Source organism: Streptomyces sp. ISL-1 (genome assembly GCF_018614585.1).
Taxonomy (GTDB): Bacteria; Actinomycetota; Actinomycetes; order Streptomycetales; family Streptomycetaceae; genus Streptomyces; species Streptomyces maoxianensis.
In genome coordinates, this window is sequence record NZ_JAGGOI010000007.1 from 1 (window position 1) to 18189 (window position 18189).

Here is an 18189-nt window from a genome sequence, read left to right on the forward strand (position 1 = left end):
ATGAAGAAGTCCGGCTGGAGTATTAGGAGCCCTGACCGGCGGGCCGGGATTTAGTTGCGGGTGACAGAAAGGAACGGCAGTGGATCAATGCCACTGCCGTTCCTTTCACTGCCGGAGGACGATGCTTTCAGGCTTTGTCTGGCCCCCCCGGCGCATCTTCCTGGCGCGGTCCGGCAGCCCCGCCCGGCGGAGCGAGCACGCCGGGTGCCTCCGCGGGCTCGGCCGCCGGCGCAACCACGATGCCGGTCTTGGCTCGGCGCCCCCGCTTCTCGATCCAGGTTGCGAGTGAGGAGAGCGCCAGACACATCAGCACGTAGATCGCACCGATCACGACGATCGTCGAGACGTAGGGGTACTGGCCGTTGACCAGGGTATTGCCGGCGATCAGGCGTGCCGTCTGCAGCAACTCCGGATAGAGGATGATGAAGCCGAGCGAGGTGTCCTTGAGGGTCACTACGAGTTGGCTGATGATGGTCGGCAGCATGGCTCGCACCGCCTGCGGCATCAGCACACTGGTCATCACCTGCGTCTTGCTCATACCCAGGGCGTACGCGGCCTCGCTCTGCCCCTTGGGTACGGAGTTGATACCGGCGCGTAGTACTTCGGCCTGGACGCAGCCGTTGTAGACAGAGAGTCCCAGAGCCAGAGCCCACATCGAGTAGTCGGAGAGGAAGCCGACCCAGATCGCGTAGATGGTGATGAGCAGCGGGATCGACCGAAAGAGTTCGATGAAGCCGGTGGCGAGCCAGCTGATCGGCTTGTGATTGGAGAGTCGGCCGACGGCCAGGATCACGCCGAGTACGATCGAACCCACTGCCGCGAGGCCAAATGCCTTAAGCGTGGCAACGATGCCGTCGAGAATGTTCTCGCGAATGCCCGAGTAGTTGAAGATGTCCCACATCTCGGCGGCCAGATGGCCCTTTTCGTTGAGGCGCAGGACGCTTACGAGAATCAATGCGAGGACGGCGAGGGAGCCGACCACGGCGTAGATCCGGTTGCGTAGGACGGCCTTGGGGCCCGGCGCGTCATAGAGAACGCTGGCACTCATCGGGCAACCTCCATGCGGCGCTCCAGCAGTCGGAAGGTGCCGCTGATGGAGAAGGTGATGATCAGGTACGCGCACGCTACCCAGATGAAGATGGGCACGATGTCGTAGCCCTGGTCGCTCAGGAGTTTCTGAACCCCAAAGAGCTCGGTGACGCTGAACGCGCCTGCGATGGCCGAGTTCTTGGTCAGCGCGATGAAGATGCTGCTCAACGGTGGCAGCACTGTGCGGGTGGCTTGCGGAAGGACGATGATCCGCAGGGTTTGGCTGAAGGTCATCCCGATCGAGCGGGCTGCCTCCGCCTGCCCAAGCGGCACCGTGTTGATGCCCGACCGCACTGCTTCGCAGACGAACGCCGAAGTGTAGAAGCCGAGCGCCAGCGAGCCGAGCACAAAGGGACTCATTCCCGGGAACAGGATCTCCGGGACGATGAACGCGGAGACCAGGAAGAGCAGTGTGAGCGGGGTGTTGCGCAGAAGCGCCACCCACGCCGTTCCGAGGAATCGCAGCGGCGGCACGGGCGAAACCCGGAAGCCGGCGATCAGAATGCCGAGAACCAAGGCGATGGCTGCGCTCACCGCGGTGAGCGAAACGGTTCCTACGAAGCCAGCGCGGAACTCCGGCAGGTGGTCGAGCAGTACGTTCATGAGGTCTCCGCGTCGGCGGTGAGCGGCAGGCGGGCAAGGGGGACTGGGCCCCGTACGCAGGCATCGAATATGGTGCGCACGGGGCGTGTCAGGCACCAGCGGTGCCGGGCAGATCAGTAGCGGTTGATCGCCGGCGGCTCGACGTAGGCGGAGCCGGAGAGGCCCAGAGTCGCCTCGTAGATCTTCTTGTACGTGCCGTCCTTGATGTGCGTCTCCAGCGACTTGTTGATCGCCTCACGCAGTACCTTGTCGTCCTTGTTCATGCCGACGCCGTAAGGCTCCTCGGTGAACGGCTTGCCGACCACCTTCAGCTTGCCCGGGTTCTGCGCGGCGTAGCCCTTGAGGATCGAGTCGTCCGTGGTTACGGCATCGACCTGCTTGTTGAGCAACTGCTGCACGCAGTCGGAGTACTTGGCGAGCTCGACGACCTGGGCGCCGTACTCAGGCTTCTTGATCTCCTGCAGCGGTGTGGAGCCGACGATTGAGCAGACCTTCTTGCCCTTCACCGACTCCTTGCCGGTGATTGCGCTCTCGTCCTTCCGGACCAAGAGGTCGGCGCCGGCCTTGTAGTAGGGCCCGGCGAAGCCCACAAGCTGCTTGCGCTTGTCGTTGATCGTGTACGTGCCGACGTAGTAGTCGACCTGGCCCTTGGAGATCGCGGTCTCGCGGACTCCCGAGTCGACCGTCTTGAACTCAATCTGGTTCTCCGAGAAGCCCAGATCGGCGGCGATCATCTTGGCGATCTCGATGTCGAAACCGGACCGCTTCTTGGTCGCCTGGTCCTCGAAGCCCAGGTACGGCTGGTCGGCCTTCGAACCAATGATGATTTTGCCGCGGGACTGGGCCTTCTTGAAGGTAGGCGAATCCAGGCTCACGTCCTTGGCTACGGTGTAGGTAGGAAGCTTGGGCGCGTTCGACTGGCCGGGCTGGGCGGACTGGTCGTCACCGGCCGAGCCCTCCTTGCCGCCACAGGCGGTTGCGGTCAGTGCGAGGACAGCGATGGCCACGGCGGCCGTCTTGCGGAGCTTCATGGAGAACATCCCTTGTGTCGTCAGTCGTCAGTCGTCAGTGGTGCAGGATCTTCGAAAGGAAGTCCTTGGCACGATCGCTGCGCGGGTTGTTGAAGAACTCGTCCGGCGTGGCTTCCTCGACGATCTTGCCGTCCGCCATGAAGACGACGCGGTTCGCGGCGGAGCGGGCGAAGCCCATCTCGTGGGTGACCACAACCATCGTCATCCCGTCGCGCGCCAACTGCTGCATGACCTCGAGGACCTCGTTGATCATCTCGGGGTCGAGCGCCGATGTGGGCTCGTCGAAGAGCATGACCTTCGGATCCATCGCCAACGCCCGCGCGATCGCTACGCGCTGCTGCTGGCCGCCGGAGAGCTGCGCCGGGTACTTCTCGGCCTGCGAGCCGACGCCGACCCGGTCGAGCAGAGTGCGCGCCTTCTGTTCGGCGGCCTTCTTGTCGGCCCTGCGGACCTTGACCTGGCCCAGCATCACGTTCTCCAGCACGGTCTTGTGTGCGAAGAGGTTGAACGACTGGAAGACCATGCCCACGTCGGCGCGCAGCCGGGCAAGCTCCCTGCCCTCCTGGGGCAGCGCCTTCCCGTCGATCGATATCGCGCCGGAGTCGATCGTCTCCAGGCGGTTGATCGTGCGGCACAGCGTGGACTTTCCGGACCCGGAGGGCCCGATGACGACCACGACCTCGCCACGGGCGATGGTCAGGTCGATGTCCTGGAGCACATGCAGCGCGCCGAAGTGCTTGTTGACGTTGCTCAGCACGACCAGGTCGCCCCCGGTGGGCACAGCGTCCTCGGCGCCCTTGGTCACTGAAACTCCGCTCATCGGCATCTCGCTCCGTCCTCCTCGGTTGGGAGGACCCTAGTCACGGGCTGCGACCAGCGTCATTACATCTGAGGGGAAATTGAGCATAACGATCTGGCCGCAACCGGACACTATGCGTGAACAGGGTGGTGATCGGCGTACCGGGTAGGTAACGGAACAGGCATGTAACGGGAAGCCTCTTGACTGTCCGGGCGGAAATCGGCCTTGATGCCCTGGTACATCGCACGAGGTATGTCTACGAGATTGCCTACGACTGGGGCAGCCCACGACCGGGGCATGCCGACGACCGCACGACCGAGGGGGGCCATGAGACTGCTGCTCGTCGAGGACGACAACCACGTCGCCGCCGCTCTGTCCGCGGTGCTCGCCAAGCACGGTTTCGAGGTGGTGCACGCCCGCAACGGCGAGGAGGCGCTCAAGGCGGTGCTGCCCGCCACGCACCCCGAGAAGCCGCCCTTCGGGGTCGTACTCCTTGACCTGGGGCTGCCCGACCAGGATGGCTACCAGGTGTGCGGCAAGATCCGGAAGCTCACGACGACACCCGTGATCATGGTGACCGCGCGGGCCGACGTACGCTCCCGGATACACGGGCTCAACCTCGGGGCGGACGACTATGTCGTCAAGCCGTACGACACCGGGGAGTTGCTGGCCCGCATCCACGCCGTGAGCCGGCGCAACGCCGGTGGTGACGACGCCGCCGGAGCCGCGTCCGAGCACGCGCTGCGGCTCGGCCCGGTCACCATCGAGCTGCCCACCCGGCGCGTCAGCGTCGACGGGGCTCCGGTCCAGCTGACCCGTAAGGAATTCGACCTGCTGGCGCTGCTCGCGCAGCGGCCGGGCGTCGTCTTCCGCCGGGAGCAGATCATCAGCGAGGTGTGGCGCACCAGTTGGGAAGGTACCGGCCGCACTCTGGAGGTGCATGTGGCGTCGCTGCGCTCCAAGCTGAAGATGCCTGCCCTGATCGAGACTGTGCGCGGCGTCGGCTACCGGCTCGTCGCCCCCGCCGGCACGTAAGGCTCGTCAACCCGGTGCGTGCCCGACTTCTCCCCCTGCTCATCGTCCTCATGGCGGGCGTGCTGCTCGCGCTCGGCTTCCCCCTGGCGGTGAGCGTCGCCGCCGCGCAGCAGCAGAGGGTCGTCGTCGACCGGATCGACGACACGGTTCGCTTCGCGGCACTCGCTCAGTTCGTCACGGAGAGCTCGGGCCTCGACAAGCGGCGCTCCACGCTTCAGGAGCAGCTCGACCGCTACCACGACACGTACGGCATCAGGGCCGGCGTTTACTACCGCGACGGTGACGCCATGGCGCGCGCCCCCGAGAGCTGGACGGTGCCGCAGAGCGGCGGGGGGCGCGAGGCTTTCCGGGAGGCCCTGACCGGGCGGCGCAGTCAGGACCCGCCACAGGTCTGGCCGTGGCAGCAGGGCGGCCGACTGGTCGTCGCCTCACCCGTCGTACGGGACGGGGACGTCGTCGCTGTCGTGTTCACCGATTCGCCCACGAGCCAGCTGCGCTCACGCGTACTGCGGAGCTGGCTGCTGATCGCGGCAGGCGAGTGCGCGGCGATGCTGCTCGCCGTCAGCGCCGCCTTCCGCCTCACGGGCTGGGTGCTGGGGCCCGTACGGATCCTGGACGCCGCCACCCACGACATCGCCACCGGGCAGATGAACTCGCGCGTCGCGGCGGGCGGCGGCCCGCCGGAACTCAGACGCCTGGCCCGCTCGTTCAACGAGATGGCGGACAACGTCGAAGAAGTGCTGGAACAGCAGCGGGCGTTTGTCGCCGACGCTTCCCACCAGCTGCGCAACCCGCTCGCCGCACTGCTGCTGCGTATCGAGCTCCTCGCCCTCGAACTCCCTGTGGGCAACGAGGAGATCGCCTCGGTACGCACCGAGGGCAAGCGCCTGGCCCAGGTCCTTGACGACCTGCTGGACCTGGCGCTGGCCGAGCATGCCGCCGCCGACCTCCGGCTTACCGACATCGGCGAACTGGCGGCCGAGCGCGTCGCCGCCTGGCGTGCACTCGCCGATGAGAAGGGGGTCCGGCTGACCGAGCACAGGGCCGCTGTCACTGCCTGGGCCGACCCGGTCGCGCTCTCCAGCGCCCTGGACGCGGTCATCGACAACGCCCTGAAGTTCACCCCGCAGGGCGAGGAGGTCACGGTCTCGGTCGCCTCGAACGGCGAGAGCTCCACCATCGTGATCACCGACGGTGGCCCGGGTCTGACCGATGAGGAACTGGCCCGTATCGGCGACCGCTTCTGGCGCAGCGGCCGCCACCAGAACGTCAAGGGCTCGGGCCTCGGGCTGTCCATCTCACGCGTCCTGCTGACCGCGGGCGGTGGCTCGATCGCATACGCCCACCACGAACCGCACGGTCTGCGGGTGACTGTCACCGTCCCGCGGACGTCCCCTACGGCTTGACCGAGCGGTAGTAGCGCTTTGCCCCTTCGTGCAGTGGCAGCGGGTCCGTGTAGACAGCGGTCCGCAGATCCACCAGCTGCGCCGGGTGCACGGTGTTGCCGATCCGGTCCCGGCTCTTGATCACCGTACGGGTGAAGCCCTCGGTCATCGCCGGATCCATCCGGTCGGTCGTGACCAGCAGATTCGCCACCGCCACCGTTGGCACGGGTACCCCGTTCTGCGCCTCCAGGTAGGCGTCGGCGGGCATCACGGCGGAGCGGTAGTAGCTGGTCGCGTCGCCGGTGGCGTGCAGCTTTTCGATGAGATCGGCCTCCAGCGGCACAAGCCGGATCTGGAAGCGATCGGACAGTTCCTCGACGGCCGCTGTGGGCAGGCCGCCCGACCAGAAGAACGCGTCGAGCTCGTGCGCCTCCAGCCGCCCCGGCACCGTGTCGATGCCGGCCGCGAGCGGTGTGATGTCCCGTTTCGGGTCGATTCCCGCGGCTTTCAGTAGCCGGTCGGCGATGAGCCGCACACCGGAACCCTCCTGCCCGATGCCCACCCGCTTGCCGCGCAGATCCCGCACCGACTCCACCGAGGAATCCCTGGGGACGACCAGTTGCACATAGTCGTCGTACAGCCGCGCGCATCCACGCAGCCGGTCGGCGCCGGGTTTCTTGTCCCGCTTGTACTTGGCGACCGCGTCGGCCGTGGCGAGGGTGAAGTCGGCTTCGCCGGCCGCCACCCGCGCGAGATTCTGCTGCGAGCCCTCGCTGGTCTTGAGATCTATGGTCACGTCCGGCAGATCGCGGGCGAGCGCCCCTTCCAGCAGTACGCCGTACCGCTGATAGACGCCGTTCTGCGATCCCGTGCTGAAGATCAGCGAACCGCTCGGCGACGAACTCCCGATCGGCAGCACCCACCACATCAGCAGCCCGAACAGGGCCAGTGCGACCGCCGAGCCCTGAAGGGCGCGGCGGCGGCTGACGCGGGATTGGGCCGGGAGCATGGCGCGATCCTGCCAGCTCACTCGTTGTAATGGCCAGGCCTTGCCGCACGAAAGGGCCACGAAGGGGCACGGAAGGGGCACAGAAGGGAGGGGCGGGGCGTCAGTGCGACCCCGTACCCTGGTTGGCGCGATGAGTGCGAAAACTTACGAGGTGCGCACCTACGGGTGCCAGATGAACGTCCACGACTCCGAGCGGCTGTCGGGCCTGCTGGAGGGCGCCGGTTATGTCCGCGCGCCCGAGGGTGCCGACGGTGACGCCGACGTCGTCGTCTTCAACACCTGCGCGGTCCGGGAGAACGCCGACAACAAGCTTTACGGCAATCTCGGCCGGCTCGCGCCGATGAAGACCAAGCGGCCCGGAATGCAGATCGCCGTCGGCGGCTGCCTGGCCCAGAAGGACCGCGACACCATCGTCTCGAGGGCGCCGTGGGTCGACGTCGTCTTCGGCACGCACAACATCGGCAAGCTGCCGGTGCTGCTGGAGCGCGCCCGTATCCAGGAAGAGGCGCAGGTCGAGATCGCGGAGTCGCTCGAGGCATTCCCCTCGACGCTGCCGACCCGCCGTGAGTCCGCGTACGCCGCGTGGGTGTCCATCTCGGTCGGCTGCAACAACACCTGCACCTTCTGTATCGTCCCGGCGCTGCGCGGCAAGGAGAAGGACCGCCGGCCCGGCGACATCCTGGCCGAGGTCGAGGCACTCGTCGCCGAGGGTGTCTGCGAGATCACGCTGCTCGGCCAGAACGTCAACGCATACGGCTCCGACATCGGCGACCGCGAGGCATTCAGCAAGCTCCTGCGCGCCTGCGGCAACGTCGAGGGCCTGGAGCGGGTCCGCTTCACCTCGCCGCACCCGCGGGACTTCACGGACGACGTGATCGCCGCGATGGCCCAGACGCCGAACGTCATGCCGCAGCTGCACATGCCGCTCCAGTCGGGCTCGGACCCGATCCTGAAGGCCATGCGCCGCTCCTACCGGCAGGAACGCTTCCTCGGGATCATCGAGAAGGTGCGCGCCGCGATTCCGCACGCCGCCATCTCCACCGACATCATCGTGGGCTTCCCCGGCGAGAGCGAGGAGGACTTCCAGCAGACCTTGCATGCGGTGCGCGAGGCCCGCTTCGCGAACGCGTTCACCTTCCAGTACTCCAAGCGCCCGGGCACCCCGGCGGCGGAGATGGACGGCCAGATCCCCAAGGAGGTCGTCCAGGAGCGCTATGTGCGCCTCGTCGCCCTCCAGGAGGAGATCTCCTGGGAGGAGAACAAGAAGCAGGTCGGCCGGACGCTGGAGGTCATGGTCGCCGAGGGCGAGGGCCGCAAGGACGGCGCCACGCACCGGTTGTCGGGGCGGGCCCCGGACAACCGTCTCGTCCACTTCACGAAGCCGGCAGAGGACGTGCGCCCGGGCGATGTGGTGACCGTCGAGATCACCTACGCCGCCCCGCACCACCTGCTGGCCGAGGGTGCCGCGAAGTCCGTACGACGCACCCGCGCCGGAGACGCGTGGGAGAAGCGCAATGCCGCCCAAGCCGCGAAGCCGGCCGGAGTGATGCTGGGACTGCCCAGAATCGGTGTGCCGGAGCCGCTGCCGGCGGCCGCGGCGCCGGGCTGTGGCTGCGACTGACGGACGGGCACCGCGGGGGGCACACGCACCCTGCCCCGGGCCCGGACCCGACCACTGACGACGGCCTGACCACGCATTAGGCTGGCGATCATGCTTGTCGCCGCCGCCGTGTGCCCCTGCCCGCCGCTGCTCGTGCCCGACGTCGCCGCGGGTGCCGCGCCCGAACTCGACGCGGCGCGCAGCGCTTGCGCCGACGCCCTCGGGGTGCTCGCCGCCGCCCGGCCCGATGTGCTGTTCGTGGTCGGCCCCGCCGAGCAGGACGGCCGCGGCCGTCACCTCGCGGGCGCGACCGGGTCCTTCCACGGCTTCGGTGTGGACGTCGACGTACGGCTCGGAGTGGGCGCGGACCAGGAGCGGTTGCTGCCGCCGTCCCTGGCAGTCGCCGCCTGGCTGCTCGGCCGCGCGCAGTGGGCGGATGCTCCGGTCGAGGGTCTCGGCGTCGGCGATTCTCTCGCCGGTGACCGCTGCCTGGCCGCCGGGCGGGAACTGGGCGCCCGGGCGGAGCGTGTCGCGCTGCTGGTGATGGGCGACGGCAGCGCGTGCCGCACGCTCAAGGCCCCTGGTTATCTGGACGAGCGGGCCGTCGACTTCGACCGGGAGGCGGCCCGGGCCCTGGATGCGGCCGATGTCGGTGCGCTCAAGGCGCTGGACGAGTCACTGGCGTACGAACTCAAGGTGGCGGGCCGGGCGCCCTGGCAGGTGCTCGCGGGAGCCGCCGAGGGGGCGGGCCTGGCCGGGCAACTGCTCTACGAGGACGCCCCGTACGGTGTCGGCTATTTCGTGGCCGCCTGGTCGTAGCCGATCCGGGACCGGCGGAACCGCGACCGTGGATCCTGTGCCGTCGCCGGATCGAGTGCCGGCGGGCCCACGACCGCGGAAAGCCGCGGAACGAGTTGTTCCGCGGCCTTCCGTCGGTGAATCTCAAGAAGCCGGCGGTGCGGTGCCGTCGTCCTTGTGGGCAACGCGGCCCAGGGCATCCTTGGCTTTGCCGGTGCCAGACTCGATCTTGCTGTGGTACTTGCCCTTGGTCTTTGCGTCGACCGTCTTCGCGGCCTTTTCCAGACCGTGCTCGATCTTGCCCTCGTGCTGATGCGCGAAGTCAGAGACCTTGTCCTTGGCCGGGGCGAGCTTGGCCTTCAACGTGTCCATGAAGCCCATGGGGCACCTTCCCTCGGGGACTATTTGCGGGCGCCCTCGCCGGCTTCGTTGTCCGCCGCCTCCTCGGCCGACTGCTGCTTCGGAATCTCCACGCCTTCGGCGGCCGCGGGTTCGGTGGCCTCGGCCTCTGCGGCTTCGGTGACCTCCTCCGCGGCGTTCTTCGACGCCTCGGCCTCGGAAGCGCGCTCAACAGGGGAGTCGGCCGTCAGAGTACTGGCGGCCGCCTCCTCGGTTGACGCCTCGGCAGTCGTCTTGGACTTACGACGAAACCGTGAAAAAACGCCCATATCTGCTCCATAGCCTACTCGTGCGGGCGAAGTTCCGCGTCGCCCGGAGCGTCCCATTGCGCCGTGCGGGGGCACCGGTCGAGAAACCGGCGTTCGGAACCTCGCAACAGGCAACGAACCCGCCCCTGTGTCGTCACTTCGCTCGTTCGGGGACACGTCCGCGAGTTTGCGAGACTGGGGCAGTGAGAAGCGCAGCTCCCGCCCCGCGGGTCATCGCAGTCGTCGGTCCCACCGCGGCCGGAAAGTCCGATCTGGGCGTCTTCCTCGCCCGGCGGTTGGGCGGCGAAGTCGTCAACGCCGACTCCATGCAGCTCTACCGAGGGATGGATATCGGTACCGCCAAGCTGACGACCGACGAGCGTGGAGGCATCCCGCACCAGCTGCTCGACATCTGGGACGTCACCGAGACCGCGAGCGTCGCCGAGTACCAGAAGCTGGCCAGAGCGGAGATCGACCGCCTTCTCGCCGAAGGCCGTACGCCCGTCCTCGTCGGCGGCTCCGGGCTGTACGTACGCGGCGCCATCGACGCACTCGAATTCCCCGGCACCGATCCAGCGATCCGCGCCCGCCTCGAGGAGGAGCTGACGGCGCGCGGCCCCGGCGCCCTGCATGCCCGGCTCGCCGCCGCCGACCCCGGCGCCGGCAAGGCGATCCTGCCCAGCAACGGCCGCCGCATCGTCCGGGCCCTCGAAGTCATCGAGATCACCGGTAAGCCCTTCACTGCCAACCTCCCCGGTCATGACGCCGTCTACGACACCGTTCAGATCGGCGTCGACGTCGGCCGCCCCGAGCTCGACGAACGCATCGCGCTGCGCGTGGACCGGATGTGGGAAGCGGGCCTCGTCGACGAAGTGCGCGCGCTGGAGGCGCAGGGTCTGCGCGAGGGGCGCACGGCATCGCGCGCACTCGGCTACCAGCAGGTCCTCACGGCGCTCGCGGGGGAGTGCACCGAACAGGAGGCGCGCGAGGAGACCGTGCGCGCCACCAAGCGCTTCGCGCGCCGCCAGGACTCATGGTTCCGCCGGGACCCGCGCGTGCACTGGCTGAGCGGCGCGTCCGAGCACCGGAGGGAACTTCCGCACCAAGCGCTGGCGTTGGTCGAACGAGCGGTTACAGCCTGATCACGTGATGGCATCGGGACGCTCCGCCCGCCATTTCGGCCCCCTGGAGCGTGCCATCATCGAGCATCGATCGACGTGGAGTCCGAGTTGGGAGGGCGCGTGGCGATGGAGGCCGGCCCTCGCGACAGAGAGCAGGAGAGGCGGGACGCAGCGGACAGCGCGCCCCGTCTGAGTCCCGACGGGCCCGACGAACAGGACCTGCTCGCGGTCGAGGTCGAGGTCGAACTGCGACCGCAGCGCAGGCTGCGGATCTGGCAGCTCGCCCCCATTGTGGCGCTCGCCGCGGTCGGCTCCCTGATGTTCGCTTTCCCGCTCGCCTTCGGCACCGGCGACGGCGGCGCGGTCGTCGCGATGCTGGGCCTGCTGATCAGCTGCTGCGCCGCGGGCTGGGGTGTCATGGCCGCGCGCCGCGTTGGCCACACCTGGCCGGGACTGCCGCCCCGCGGCTCCGGTGAGCGCGCCGACTGGCGAGTCATCGCCCTGTACGTCGGAGTGGGCGCGGTGCTCGTCGCGCTGGCCGTCTGGCGAGTGGCCCGGCTCCGCTGAGTGCCGGTCCAGTGACCAGGCTTCGCTGACTGTCGGCGAGCGGCCGGGCTCTGCCGAGTGCGGTTGAGCGCCCGGCACCGCCGAGTGTCCGAGGGCCCTCGTACGATGGACGGCGTGAGCACCTCGCAGACCGCACCGATCGCCTTCCTCAAGGGCCACGGGACCGAGAACGACTTCGTGATCGTCCCCGACCCGGACAACGCCGTCGACCTGCCCACCACTGCCGTCGCCAAGCTCTGCGACCGCCGGGCCGGCATCGGCGGCGACGGTCTGCTGCATGTCGTGCGGTCCGCCGACCACCCCGAGGCGCGGGCCATGGCCGACGAGGCCGAGTGGTTCATGGACTACCGCAACGCAGACGGATCGAACGCCGAGATGTGCGGCAATGGCGTGCGCGTCTTCGCCCGCTATCTTCAGCGCGCGGGCCTCGTCGAGGAGGGCGACCTCGCGGTGGCCACCCGCGGCGGCGTCAAGAAGGTGCACCTCGCCAAGGACGGTGACGTCACGGTCTCCATGGGCCGCGCGCGGTTCCCCGAGGAGGGCGTCATGGTCACCGTCGACGGCCGCAGCTGGCCCGCGCTGAACGTGAACATGGGCAATCCCCACGCGGTCGCCTTCGTCGAGGACCTGGATCACGCCGGGAACCTGCTCTCCGTGCCCCCCTTCAGCCCGGCGTCCGCATACCCGGATGGGGTGAACGTCGAGTTCGTCGTCGAACGCGGCGAGCGCCATGTCGCCATGCGCGTGCACGAGCGGGGCTCCGGTGAGACCCGCTCTTGCGGGACGGGAGCGTGCGCCGTGGCCGTCGCGGCGGCCCGCAGGGACGGCGCGGATCCTTCGGTCACCGGCGTCCCCGTCACGTACACCGTGGATCTGCCCGGCGGGCGTCTGGTGATCACGGAGCGGACGGACGGCGAGATCGAGATGACCGGCCCCGCCGTGATCGTCGCCGAGGGACACATCGATCCCGCCCTCCTGACCCAGGTCGTCCCGGTAAGTACCGAAACTGTGATCGCATAGAGCTTCGCTCGAATGGGTGATCCGTTTCACGCTGAGCGAGAGCCGGACTGCGCCACGTGGTGGGCTCGGTAGCATCAAGCACCGGCCCGGAGGGCATGCCTGTCCTTCCTACCGCCGGTCGAAGCTGCCGGAGGTGCCCCATGAGTGCAGAGGCCGCCAACCCTGGTGCCCACAGTCGCAGGCGTGGGCGTCCCAGGATCGACCTCCGCAGGCTGGGCCGTGCCGCGCTCCTCGGGCCCACAACCCGCGACCGGCTGCCCGACGCGATCGGGCACGTGGCCGAGGCGCATCGGGCACACCACCCGGAGGCCGACCTCGCCATCCTGCACAGGGCGTATGTCCTGGCCGAGTCCTCCCACCGCGGACAGTTCCGCAAGAGCGGCGAGGCCTACATCACGCATCCGCTCGCGGTGACGCTCATCCTCGCCGAACTAGGCGCGGAGACCACGACCTTGACGGCCTCACTCCTTCACGACACCGTCGAGGACACCGAGGTGACGCTCGATCAGGTACGGACGGAGTTCGGCGCCGAAGTCTGCTATCTCGTCGACGGCGTCACCAAACTGGAGAAGGTCGACTACGGCGCGGCAGCGGAGCCCGAAACCTTCCGCAAGATGCTCGTCGCCACCGGCAACGACGTCCGCGTGATGTCGATCAAACTCGCCGACCGCCTGCACAACATGCGCACCCTCGGCGTGATGCGCCCCGAGAAGCAGGTCCGCATCGCCAACGTCACCCGCGACGTGCTCATCCCCCTCGCCGAACGACTGGGTGTCCAGGCCCTCAAGACCGAGCTGGAGGACCTCGTCTTTGCGATCCTCCACCCCGAGGAGTACGAACGCACGCGTGCCCTCATCGCGGACAACGCGAGCGCCTGGGACGCCCTGGACGCCATCGCCGAGAAGTTCAGGGCAGTGCTGCGGGACGCCCGCATCGCGGCCGAAGTCCATATCAGGCCGCGCCACTTCGTCTCCGTGCACCGTTCGCGGCTCAAGCGCGGCGAGCTGCGCGGCACCGACTTCGGACGGCTGCTCGTGCTGGTCGGCGAGGACGCCGACTGCTATGGCGTGCTGGGCGAGCTGCACACCTGCTTCACCCCGGTGATCTCGGAGTTCAAGGACTTCATCGCCGCCCCCAAGTTCAACCTGTACCAGTCGCTGCACACCGCCGTCGCGGGGCCGGACGGCGCGGTCGCCGAAGTCCTCATCCGTACGCACCAGATGCACAAGGTCGCCGAAGCCGGAGTGATCGCCCTCGGCAATCCGTATGTGCCCCCGGAAGGTGCAGCGGGGCCAGAGCCGGCCGACGGCGAGCGCGCCGACCCCACAAGGCCTGGCTGGCTCTCCCGTCTCCTGGACTGGCAGCAGTCCACTCCCGACCCCGATACCTTCTGGACCTCCCTGCGCGCGGAACTGGCGCAGGACCGCGAGATCACCGTCTTCCGTGCCGACGGAGGCGCGCTCGGTCTGCCGGCCGGTGCGAGCTGTGTGGACGCCGCCTACGCGCAGTACGGCGAGGAGGCGCACGCCTGCATCGGCGCGCGCGTCAACGGCCGTCTGGCGACGCTCAGTACGGTGCTGAGCGACGGCGACACGGTGCATCTCCTGCTCGCTCAGGACGTCCAGGACACCGCTTCCGGACCGTCGCCCGACTGGCTCGACCATGCCCGCACGCCCGCCGCGCGCATCGCCATCACCACCTGGCTCACAGCACATCCGGAGGGCACGAACGTCGCGGCGGCCGCGCCCCGCAGACCCGCGCCCCTCACCGCCGACCGGCGCGCAGCCGCGAACGCCGTCGTCGACCTGCCGGACGCGACCGTGCGCCTCGCCGGCTGCTGTACGCCGGTGCCGCCCGACTCCGTCACCGGGTTCGCGGTACGCGGCGGCACCGTGACGGTCCACCGCGAGGAGTGCCCCGCCGTCGCCCGTATGAAGTCACTCGACCGCGAGCCCATCCCGGTGCGCTGGGGGGACGCCGCGGAGTGCCGAGTCACCCTGATCGCCGAATCCTTCGGCCGGCCGCGGCTGCTCGCCGACCTCACCGAGGCCATCGCCGTCGAGGGTGCCGCGATCGTGTCGGCGACCGTCGAGCCGCCGAGCCAGCAGCGCGTACGGCACACGTACACCCTTCAACTCCCGGACGCGGCAGGCCTTCCCGCCCTGATGCGCGCCATGCGCGATGTGCCGGGGGTGTACGACGTGAGCCGCGCCCAGCATCCGGCGGCCACCGCCTGACCTCGTTCGGGTGGGAACGGCGCGCGCCGTCACGGTCATCGCCGGGCGCGCTGATAGCCGTAGGGCATGCTGCTCACCTCTCGGCGCCTGCGTGCCGCCCTGCTGGCCGCCGCCTCGGCCACCCTCGTCGCCGCGACCCTGCCACCGGCCGCACCGCTCGGCATCGGCGACTCCCTCTTCCCGCACCTGGGCAATCCCGGCTACGACGTCCTCGCCTACGACATCGCCTTCACCTATCACGGCAGCAACACCAAGCCACTGGACGCCGTCACCAAGATCGAAGCCAGGGCGGCCCGGCGGCTGGAGCGCATCAACCTCGACTTCTCGCACGGCACCGTCCGTACGGTCCAGGTGAATGGCCGTCCCGCCGAGTTCACGACAGCCGGAGAGGATCTGGTCGTGGAGCCGGCCGCCGACGTCGAGCCGGGCTCGCGGATGCACATCACGGTGACCCACACGAGCGACCCGAACGGCCCGGCGAACGCGGGTGGCTGGGTGCGCACCGGCGACGGGCTGGCGATGGCGAACCAGGCCGACGCCGCGCACCGGGTCTTCCCGTGCAACGACCACCCCTCCGACAAGGCGTACTTCACCTTCCGGATCACTGCCCCCTCGGAGCTCACGGCGGTGGCCAACGGCGTCCGGACGGTGAAGGTCTGGACGGGCCCCACCACGACATGGGCGTACCGGACCAAGCACCCCATGGCCACCGAGCTCGCGCAGGTGTCGATCGGCCGCTCGGCCGTCCTCAAGCGCCAGGGGCCGGGCGGACTGGTCGTGCGCGACGTGGTGCCGGCCGCGGACCGCGAGGAGCTGGAACCCTGGCTGATGAAGACGCCCGAGCACCTGGAGTGGATGGAGAAGAAGGTCGGCCGCTACCCCTTCGAGACGTACGGAGTGCTGGTCGCCGACGCCGCCACGGGATTCGAGCTGGAGACGCAGACGCTTTCGCTGTTCGAGCGCTCGCTCTTCACCGGCGGCGAATTTCCCGAGTGGTACGTCGACGCGGTGATGGTGCACGAGCTGGCACATCAGTGGTTCGGTAACAGCGTCTCGCCCGGCACCTGGTCCGATCTGTGGCTGAACGAAGGACATGCCACCTGGTACGAGGCGACGTACGCCGAGGAGAAGTCGCAAAAACCGCTGGAGACGCGGATGCGCGAGGCATACAAGCGGTCCGACCAGTGGCGGGCGGACGCCGGGCCGCCCGCGGCGCCCAAGCCGCCGACGCCGGGGGAGAAGATCAGCCTCTTCCGGCCGGTGGTGTACGACGGCAGCGCGCTGGCCCTGTACGCGCTGCGGCAGACCATCGGGACGGACGCCTTCGCACAGCTCGAGCGGACCTGGGTGAGGGAACACCGCGACGGTACGGCGACGACCGCGGACTTCACCGCGCTGGCCTCGCGGATCGCGGGGCGTGACCTGACGGCGTTCTTCGCGCAGTGGCTGTACGCGGACCGGACGCCGCCGATGCCCGGGCACCCGGACTGGCGGAGCACCGCTCCCACGGCCCGCGAGGAGAGCTGAAGGCCCCGCGCAACCCGCTGAAACTGGGGTGACGGCCTTGGCAGGACCGTGCGACCATCAACGGGTCGGCGGCGCTGGCGGGGCCGGAACCCCTTCGGGGAATCATTCGGGGCCGTTACGCGTTGTGACTGACGTACCGGAGTTCGCTCCGGAACCTTCAGCCGTTTTCAGCGGTTCCCAATCGACGTAAGGATCCAATGACCTCCTCTTCATCCCCTTCCCAGGACGAGCAGAGCTTCGCGGAGACGCGCACCGAGAGCCTCCGGGCCGCCGATGCCCTGATGGAAGAGGACGTCGCCTGGAGCCACGAGATCGACACAGAGCGGGACGGCGATCAGTTCGACCGCTCGGAGCGCGCCGCGCTGCGGCGTGTGGCGGGGCTCTCCACCGAGCTCGAGGACGTCACCGAGGTCGAGTACCGGCAGCTGCGCCTCGAGCGTGTGGTGCTGGTCGGCGTATGGACCTCAGGGACGGTGCAGGACTCGGAGAATTCCCTCGCGGAGCTGGCGGCCCTCGCCGAGACGGCGGGCGCGCTGGTGCTTGACGGCGTCATCCAGCGCCGTGACAAGCCGGACCCGGCCACCTTCATCGGCTCGGGCAAGGCTCGGGAACTGCGCGACATCGTGCTCGAAACCGGCGCCGACACCGTCGTCTGCGACGGTGAGCTCGGCCCCGGCCAGCTCATCGCACTCGAAGACGTCGTCAAGGTGAAGGTGGTCGACCGGACCGCCCTGATCCTCGACATCTTCGCCCAGCACGCCAAGTCCCGAGAGGGCAAGGCACAGGTCGCGCTCGCGCAGATGCAGTACATGCTGCCGCGGCTGCGCGGCTGGGGTCAGTCGCTGTCCCGGCAGATGGGTGGCGGCGGCGGTGGCGGCATGGCCACCCGTGGCCCCGGTGAGACCAAGATCGAGACGGACCGGCGCCGGATCCGCGAGAAGATGGCGAAGATGCGCCGGGAGATCGCGGAGATGAAGACCGGCCGCGAGATCAAGCGTCAGGAGCGCCGGCGCAACAAGGTGCCTTCGGTCGCGATCGCCGGATACACCAACGCGGGAAAGTCGTCGCTGCTCAACCGCCTCACGGGCGCCGGCGTCCTGGTGGAGAACGCGCTGTTCGCCACCCTGGACCCGACCGTCCGCCGGGCCGAGACGCCGAGCGGCAGGCTCTACACCCTCGCCGACACCGTCGGGTTCGTACGGCATCTGCCGCACCACCTCGTCGAGGCGTTCCGCTCCACCATGGAAGAGGTCGGAGAATCCGATCTGATCCTGCATGTGGTGGACGGATCGCACCCGGCGCCGGAGGAGCAGCTGGCCGCCGTGCGCGAGGTGATCCGCGATGTCGGCGCGCTGGACGTGCCCGAGATCGTGGTGATCAACAAGGCGGACGCGGCCGATCCGCTCGTACTGCAGCGGCTGCTGCGCATCGAGCGGCACGCGATCGCGGTATCGGCGCGGACCGGCAAGGGCATCGATGAGCTGCTCGCGCTGATCGACGTCGAACTGCCGCGGCCCGAGGTCGAGATCGAGGTCCTCGTGCCCTACACCCACGGCGGTCTGGTCTCGCGGGTGCATGCCGAGGGCGAGGTTCTCTCCGAGGAGCACACCACCGAGGGCACGCTGCTCAAGGCGCGGGTGCACGAGGAGCTGGCCGCGGCGCTGGCGCCGTATGTACCGGCGACTCGCTGATCGCGCGCAGATCCGGTTCAACTGAACAAG

Annotated in this window: 17 protein-coding genes; 10 read left to right on the forward strand and 7 right to left on the reverse strand. The window is 68.8% G+C overall.

Features of this window, described 5'->3' with window-relative positions; translation table 11 throughout:
* Window positions 1–127: 127 nt before the first annotated feature.
* The 4 genes from J7E87_RS05485 to J7E87_RS05500 form a co-directional block, all read right to left on the reverse strand.
* Entirely contained in the window at window positions 128–1048 is a 921-nt protein-coding gene (locus tag J7E87_RS05485; RefSeq protein ID WP_215090495.1) for an amino acid ABC transporter permease, read from the reverse strand.
* On the reverse strand, window positions 1045–1692 hold the full coding sequence (locus J7E87_RS05490) for an amino acid ABC transporter permease (protein ID WP_215090497.1): 648 nt from the start codon (window positions 1690–1692) through the stop codon (window positions 1045–1047). The genes J7E87_RS05485 and J7E87_RS05490 overlap by 4 nt, the downstream gene beginning before the upstream one ends.
* Before the next feature lie 113 nt (window positions 1693–1805).
* On the reverse strand, window positions 1806–2723 hold the full coding sequence (locus tag J7E87_RS05495) for a glutamate ABC transporter substrate-binding protein (protein WP_215090499.1): 918 nt from the start codon (window positions 2721–2723) through the stop codon (window positions 1806–1808).
* Between the two features lie 34 nt (window positions 2724–2757).
* Window positions 2758–3543, reverse strand: a complete 786-nt coding sequence (locus J7E87_RS05500; RefSeq protein WP_215090501.1) for an amino acid ABC transporter ATP-binding protein — start codon at window positions 3541–3543, stop codon at window positions 2758–2760.
* Between the two features lie 306 nt (window positions 3544–3849).
* Between J7E87_RS05500 and J7E87_RS05505 the strand changes: the two genes are divergently transcribed.
* Together J7E87_RS05505 and J7E87_RS05510 are read left to right on the forward strand one after the other, a co-directional pair.
* Entirely contained in the window at window positions 3850–4557 is a 708-nt protein-coding gene (locus tag J7E87_RS05505; protein ID WP_215090503.1) for a response regulator transcription factor, read from the forward strand.
* Window positions 4558–4571: 14 nt separating this feature from the next.
* Window positions 4572–5963, forward strand: a complete 1392-nt coding sequence (locus tag J7E87_RS05510) for a HAMP domain-containing sensor histidine kinase (protein ID WP_215090505.1) — start codon at window positions 4572–4574, stop codon at window positions 5961–5963.
* On the opposite strand, the gene J7E87_RS05515 is transcribed toward J7E87_RS05510, so the two are convergent.
* Window positions 5953–6951 carry a TAXI family TRAP transporter solute-binding subunit gene (locus J7E87_RS05515; RefSeq protein WP_215090508.1) on the reverse strand — a complete coding sequence of 333 codons (999 nt, stop codon included), beginning with the start codon at window positions 6949–6951 and terminating at the stop codon, window positions 5953–5955. The two genes, J7E87_RS05510 and J7E87_RS05515, sit on opposite strands and share 11 nt — an antisense overlap.
* 130 nt (window positions 6952–7081) lie before the next feature.
* On the opposite strand from J7E87_RS05515, the gene miaB reads away from it, so the two are divergent.
* Complete coding sequence (miaB, locus tag J7E87_RS05520; RefSeq protein WP_215090510.1) at window positions 7082–8572, forward strand: tRNA (N6-isopentenyl adenosine(37)-C2)-methylthiotransferase MiaB; 1491 nt, start codon at window positions 7082–7084, stop codon at window positions 8570–8572.
* Window positions 8573–8662: 90 nt separating this feature from the next.
* Complete coding sequence (locus J7E87_RS05525; protein ID WP_215090512.1) at window positions 8663–9370, forward strand: class III extradiol dioxygenase subunit B-like domain-containing protein; 708 nt, start codon at window positions 8663–8665, stop codon at window positions 9368–9370.
* Window positions 9371–9493: 123 nt separating this feature from the next.
* Here the strand turns inward: J7E87_RS05525 and J7E87_RS05530 are convergent, their stop codons facing one another.
* A complete protein-coding gene (locus J7E87_RS05530; protein WP_215090514.1) occupies window positions 9494–9730 on the reverse strand; it encodes an antitoxin in 237 nt (78 codons plus the stop codon).
* A gap of 20 nt (window positions 9731–9750) precedes the next feature.
* On the reverse strand, window positions 9751–10017 hold the full coding sequence (locus J7E87_RS05535; RefSeq protein ID WP_215090516.1) for a hypothetical protein: 267 nt from the start codon (window positions 10015–10017) through the stop codon (window positions 9751–9753).
* A gap of 182 nt (window positions 10018–10199) precedes the next feature.
* Between J7E87_RS05535 and miaA the strand changes: the two genes are divergently transcribed.
* The 6 genes from miaA to hflX all read left to right on the forward strand — a co-directional run bounded on the left by miaA (window position 10200) and on the right by hflX (window position 18159).
* Complete coding sequence (miaA, locus tag J7E87_RS05540) at window positions 10200–11138, forward strand: tRNA (adenosine(37)-N6)-dimethylallyltransferase MiaA (protein WP_215090518.1); 939 nt, start codon at window positions 10200–10202, stop codon at window positions 11136–11138.
* A gap of 105 nt (window positions 11139–11243) precedes the next feature.
* The gene (locus J7E87_RS05545) at window positions 11244–11684 is read left to right on the forward strand and encodes a hypothetical protein (RefSeq protein WP_215091243.1); all 441 of its coding nucleotides are present in this window, start codon (window positions 11244–11246) and stop codon (window positions 11682–11684) included.
* Window positions 11685–11789: 105 nt separating this feature from the next.
* A complete protein-coding gene (gene dapF / locus J7E87_RS05550; RefSeq protein WP_215090520.1) occupies window positions 11790–12704 on the forward strand; it encodes a diaminopimelate epimerase in 915 nt (304 codons plus the stop codon).
* 140 nt (window positions 12705–12844) lie between these two features.
* Window positions 12845–14941 carry a bifunctional (p)ppGpp synthetase/guanosine-3',5'-bis(diphosphate) 3'-pyrophosphohydrolase gene (locus tag J7E87_RS05555; RefSeq protein ID WP_215090521.1) on the forward strand — a complete coding sequence of 699 codons (2097 nt, stop codon included), beginning with the start codon at window positions 12845–12847 and terminating at the stop codon, window positions 14939–14941.
* A gap of 66 nt (window positions 14942–15007) precedes the next feature.
* Window positions 15008–16468, forward strand: a complete 1461-nt coding sequence (locus J7E87_RS05560; protein ID WP_215090523.1) for a M1 family metallopeptidase — start codon at window positions 15008–15010, stop codon at window positions 16466–16468.
* A gap of 197 nt (window positions 16469–16665) precedes the next feature.
* Window positions 16666–18159 (forward strand): GTPase HflX, encoded by a 1494-nt coding sequence (gene hflX / locus J7E87_RS05565; protein ID WP_215090525.1) that lies wholly within the window; start codon window positions 16666–16668, stop codon window positions 18157–18159.
* Window positions 18160–18189: the final 30 nt, after the last annotated feature.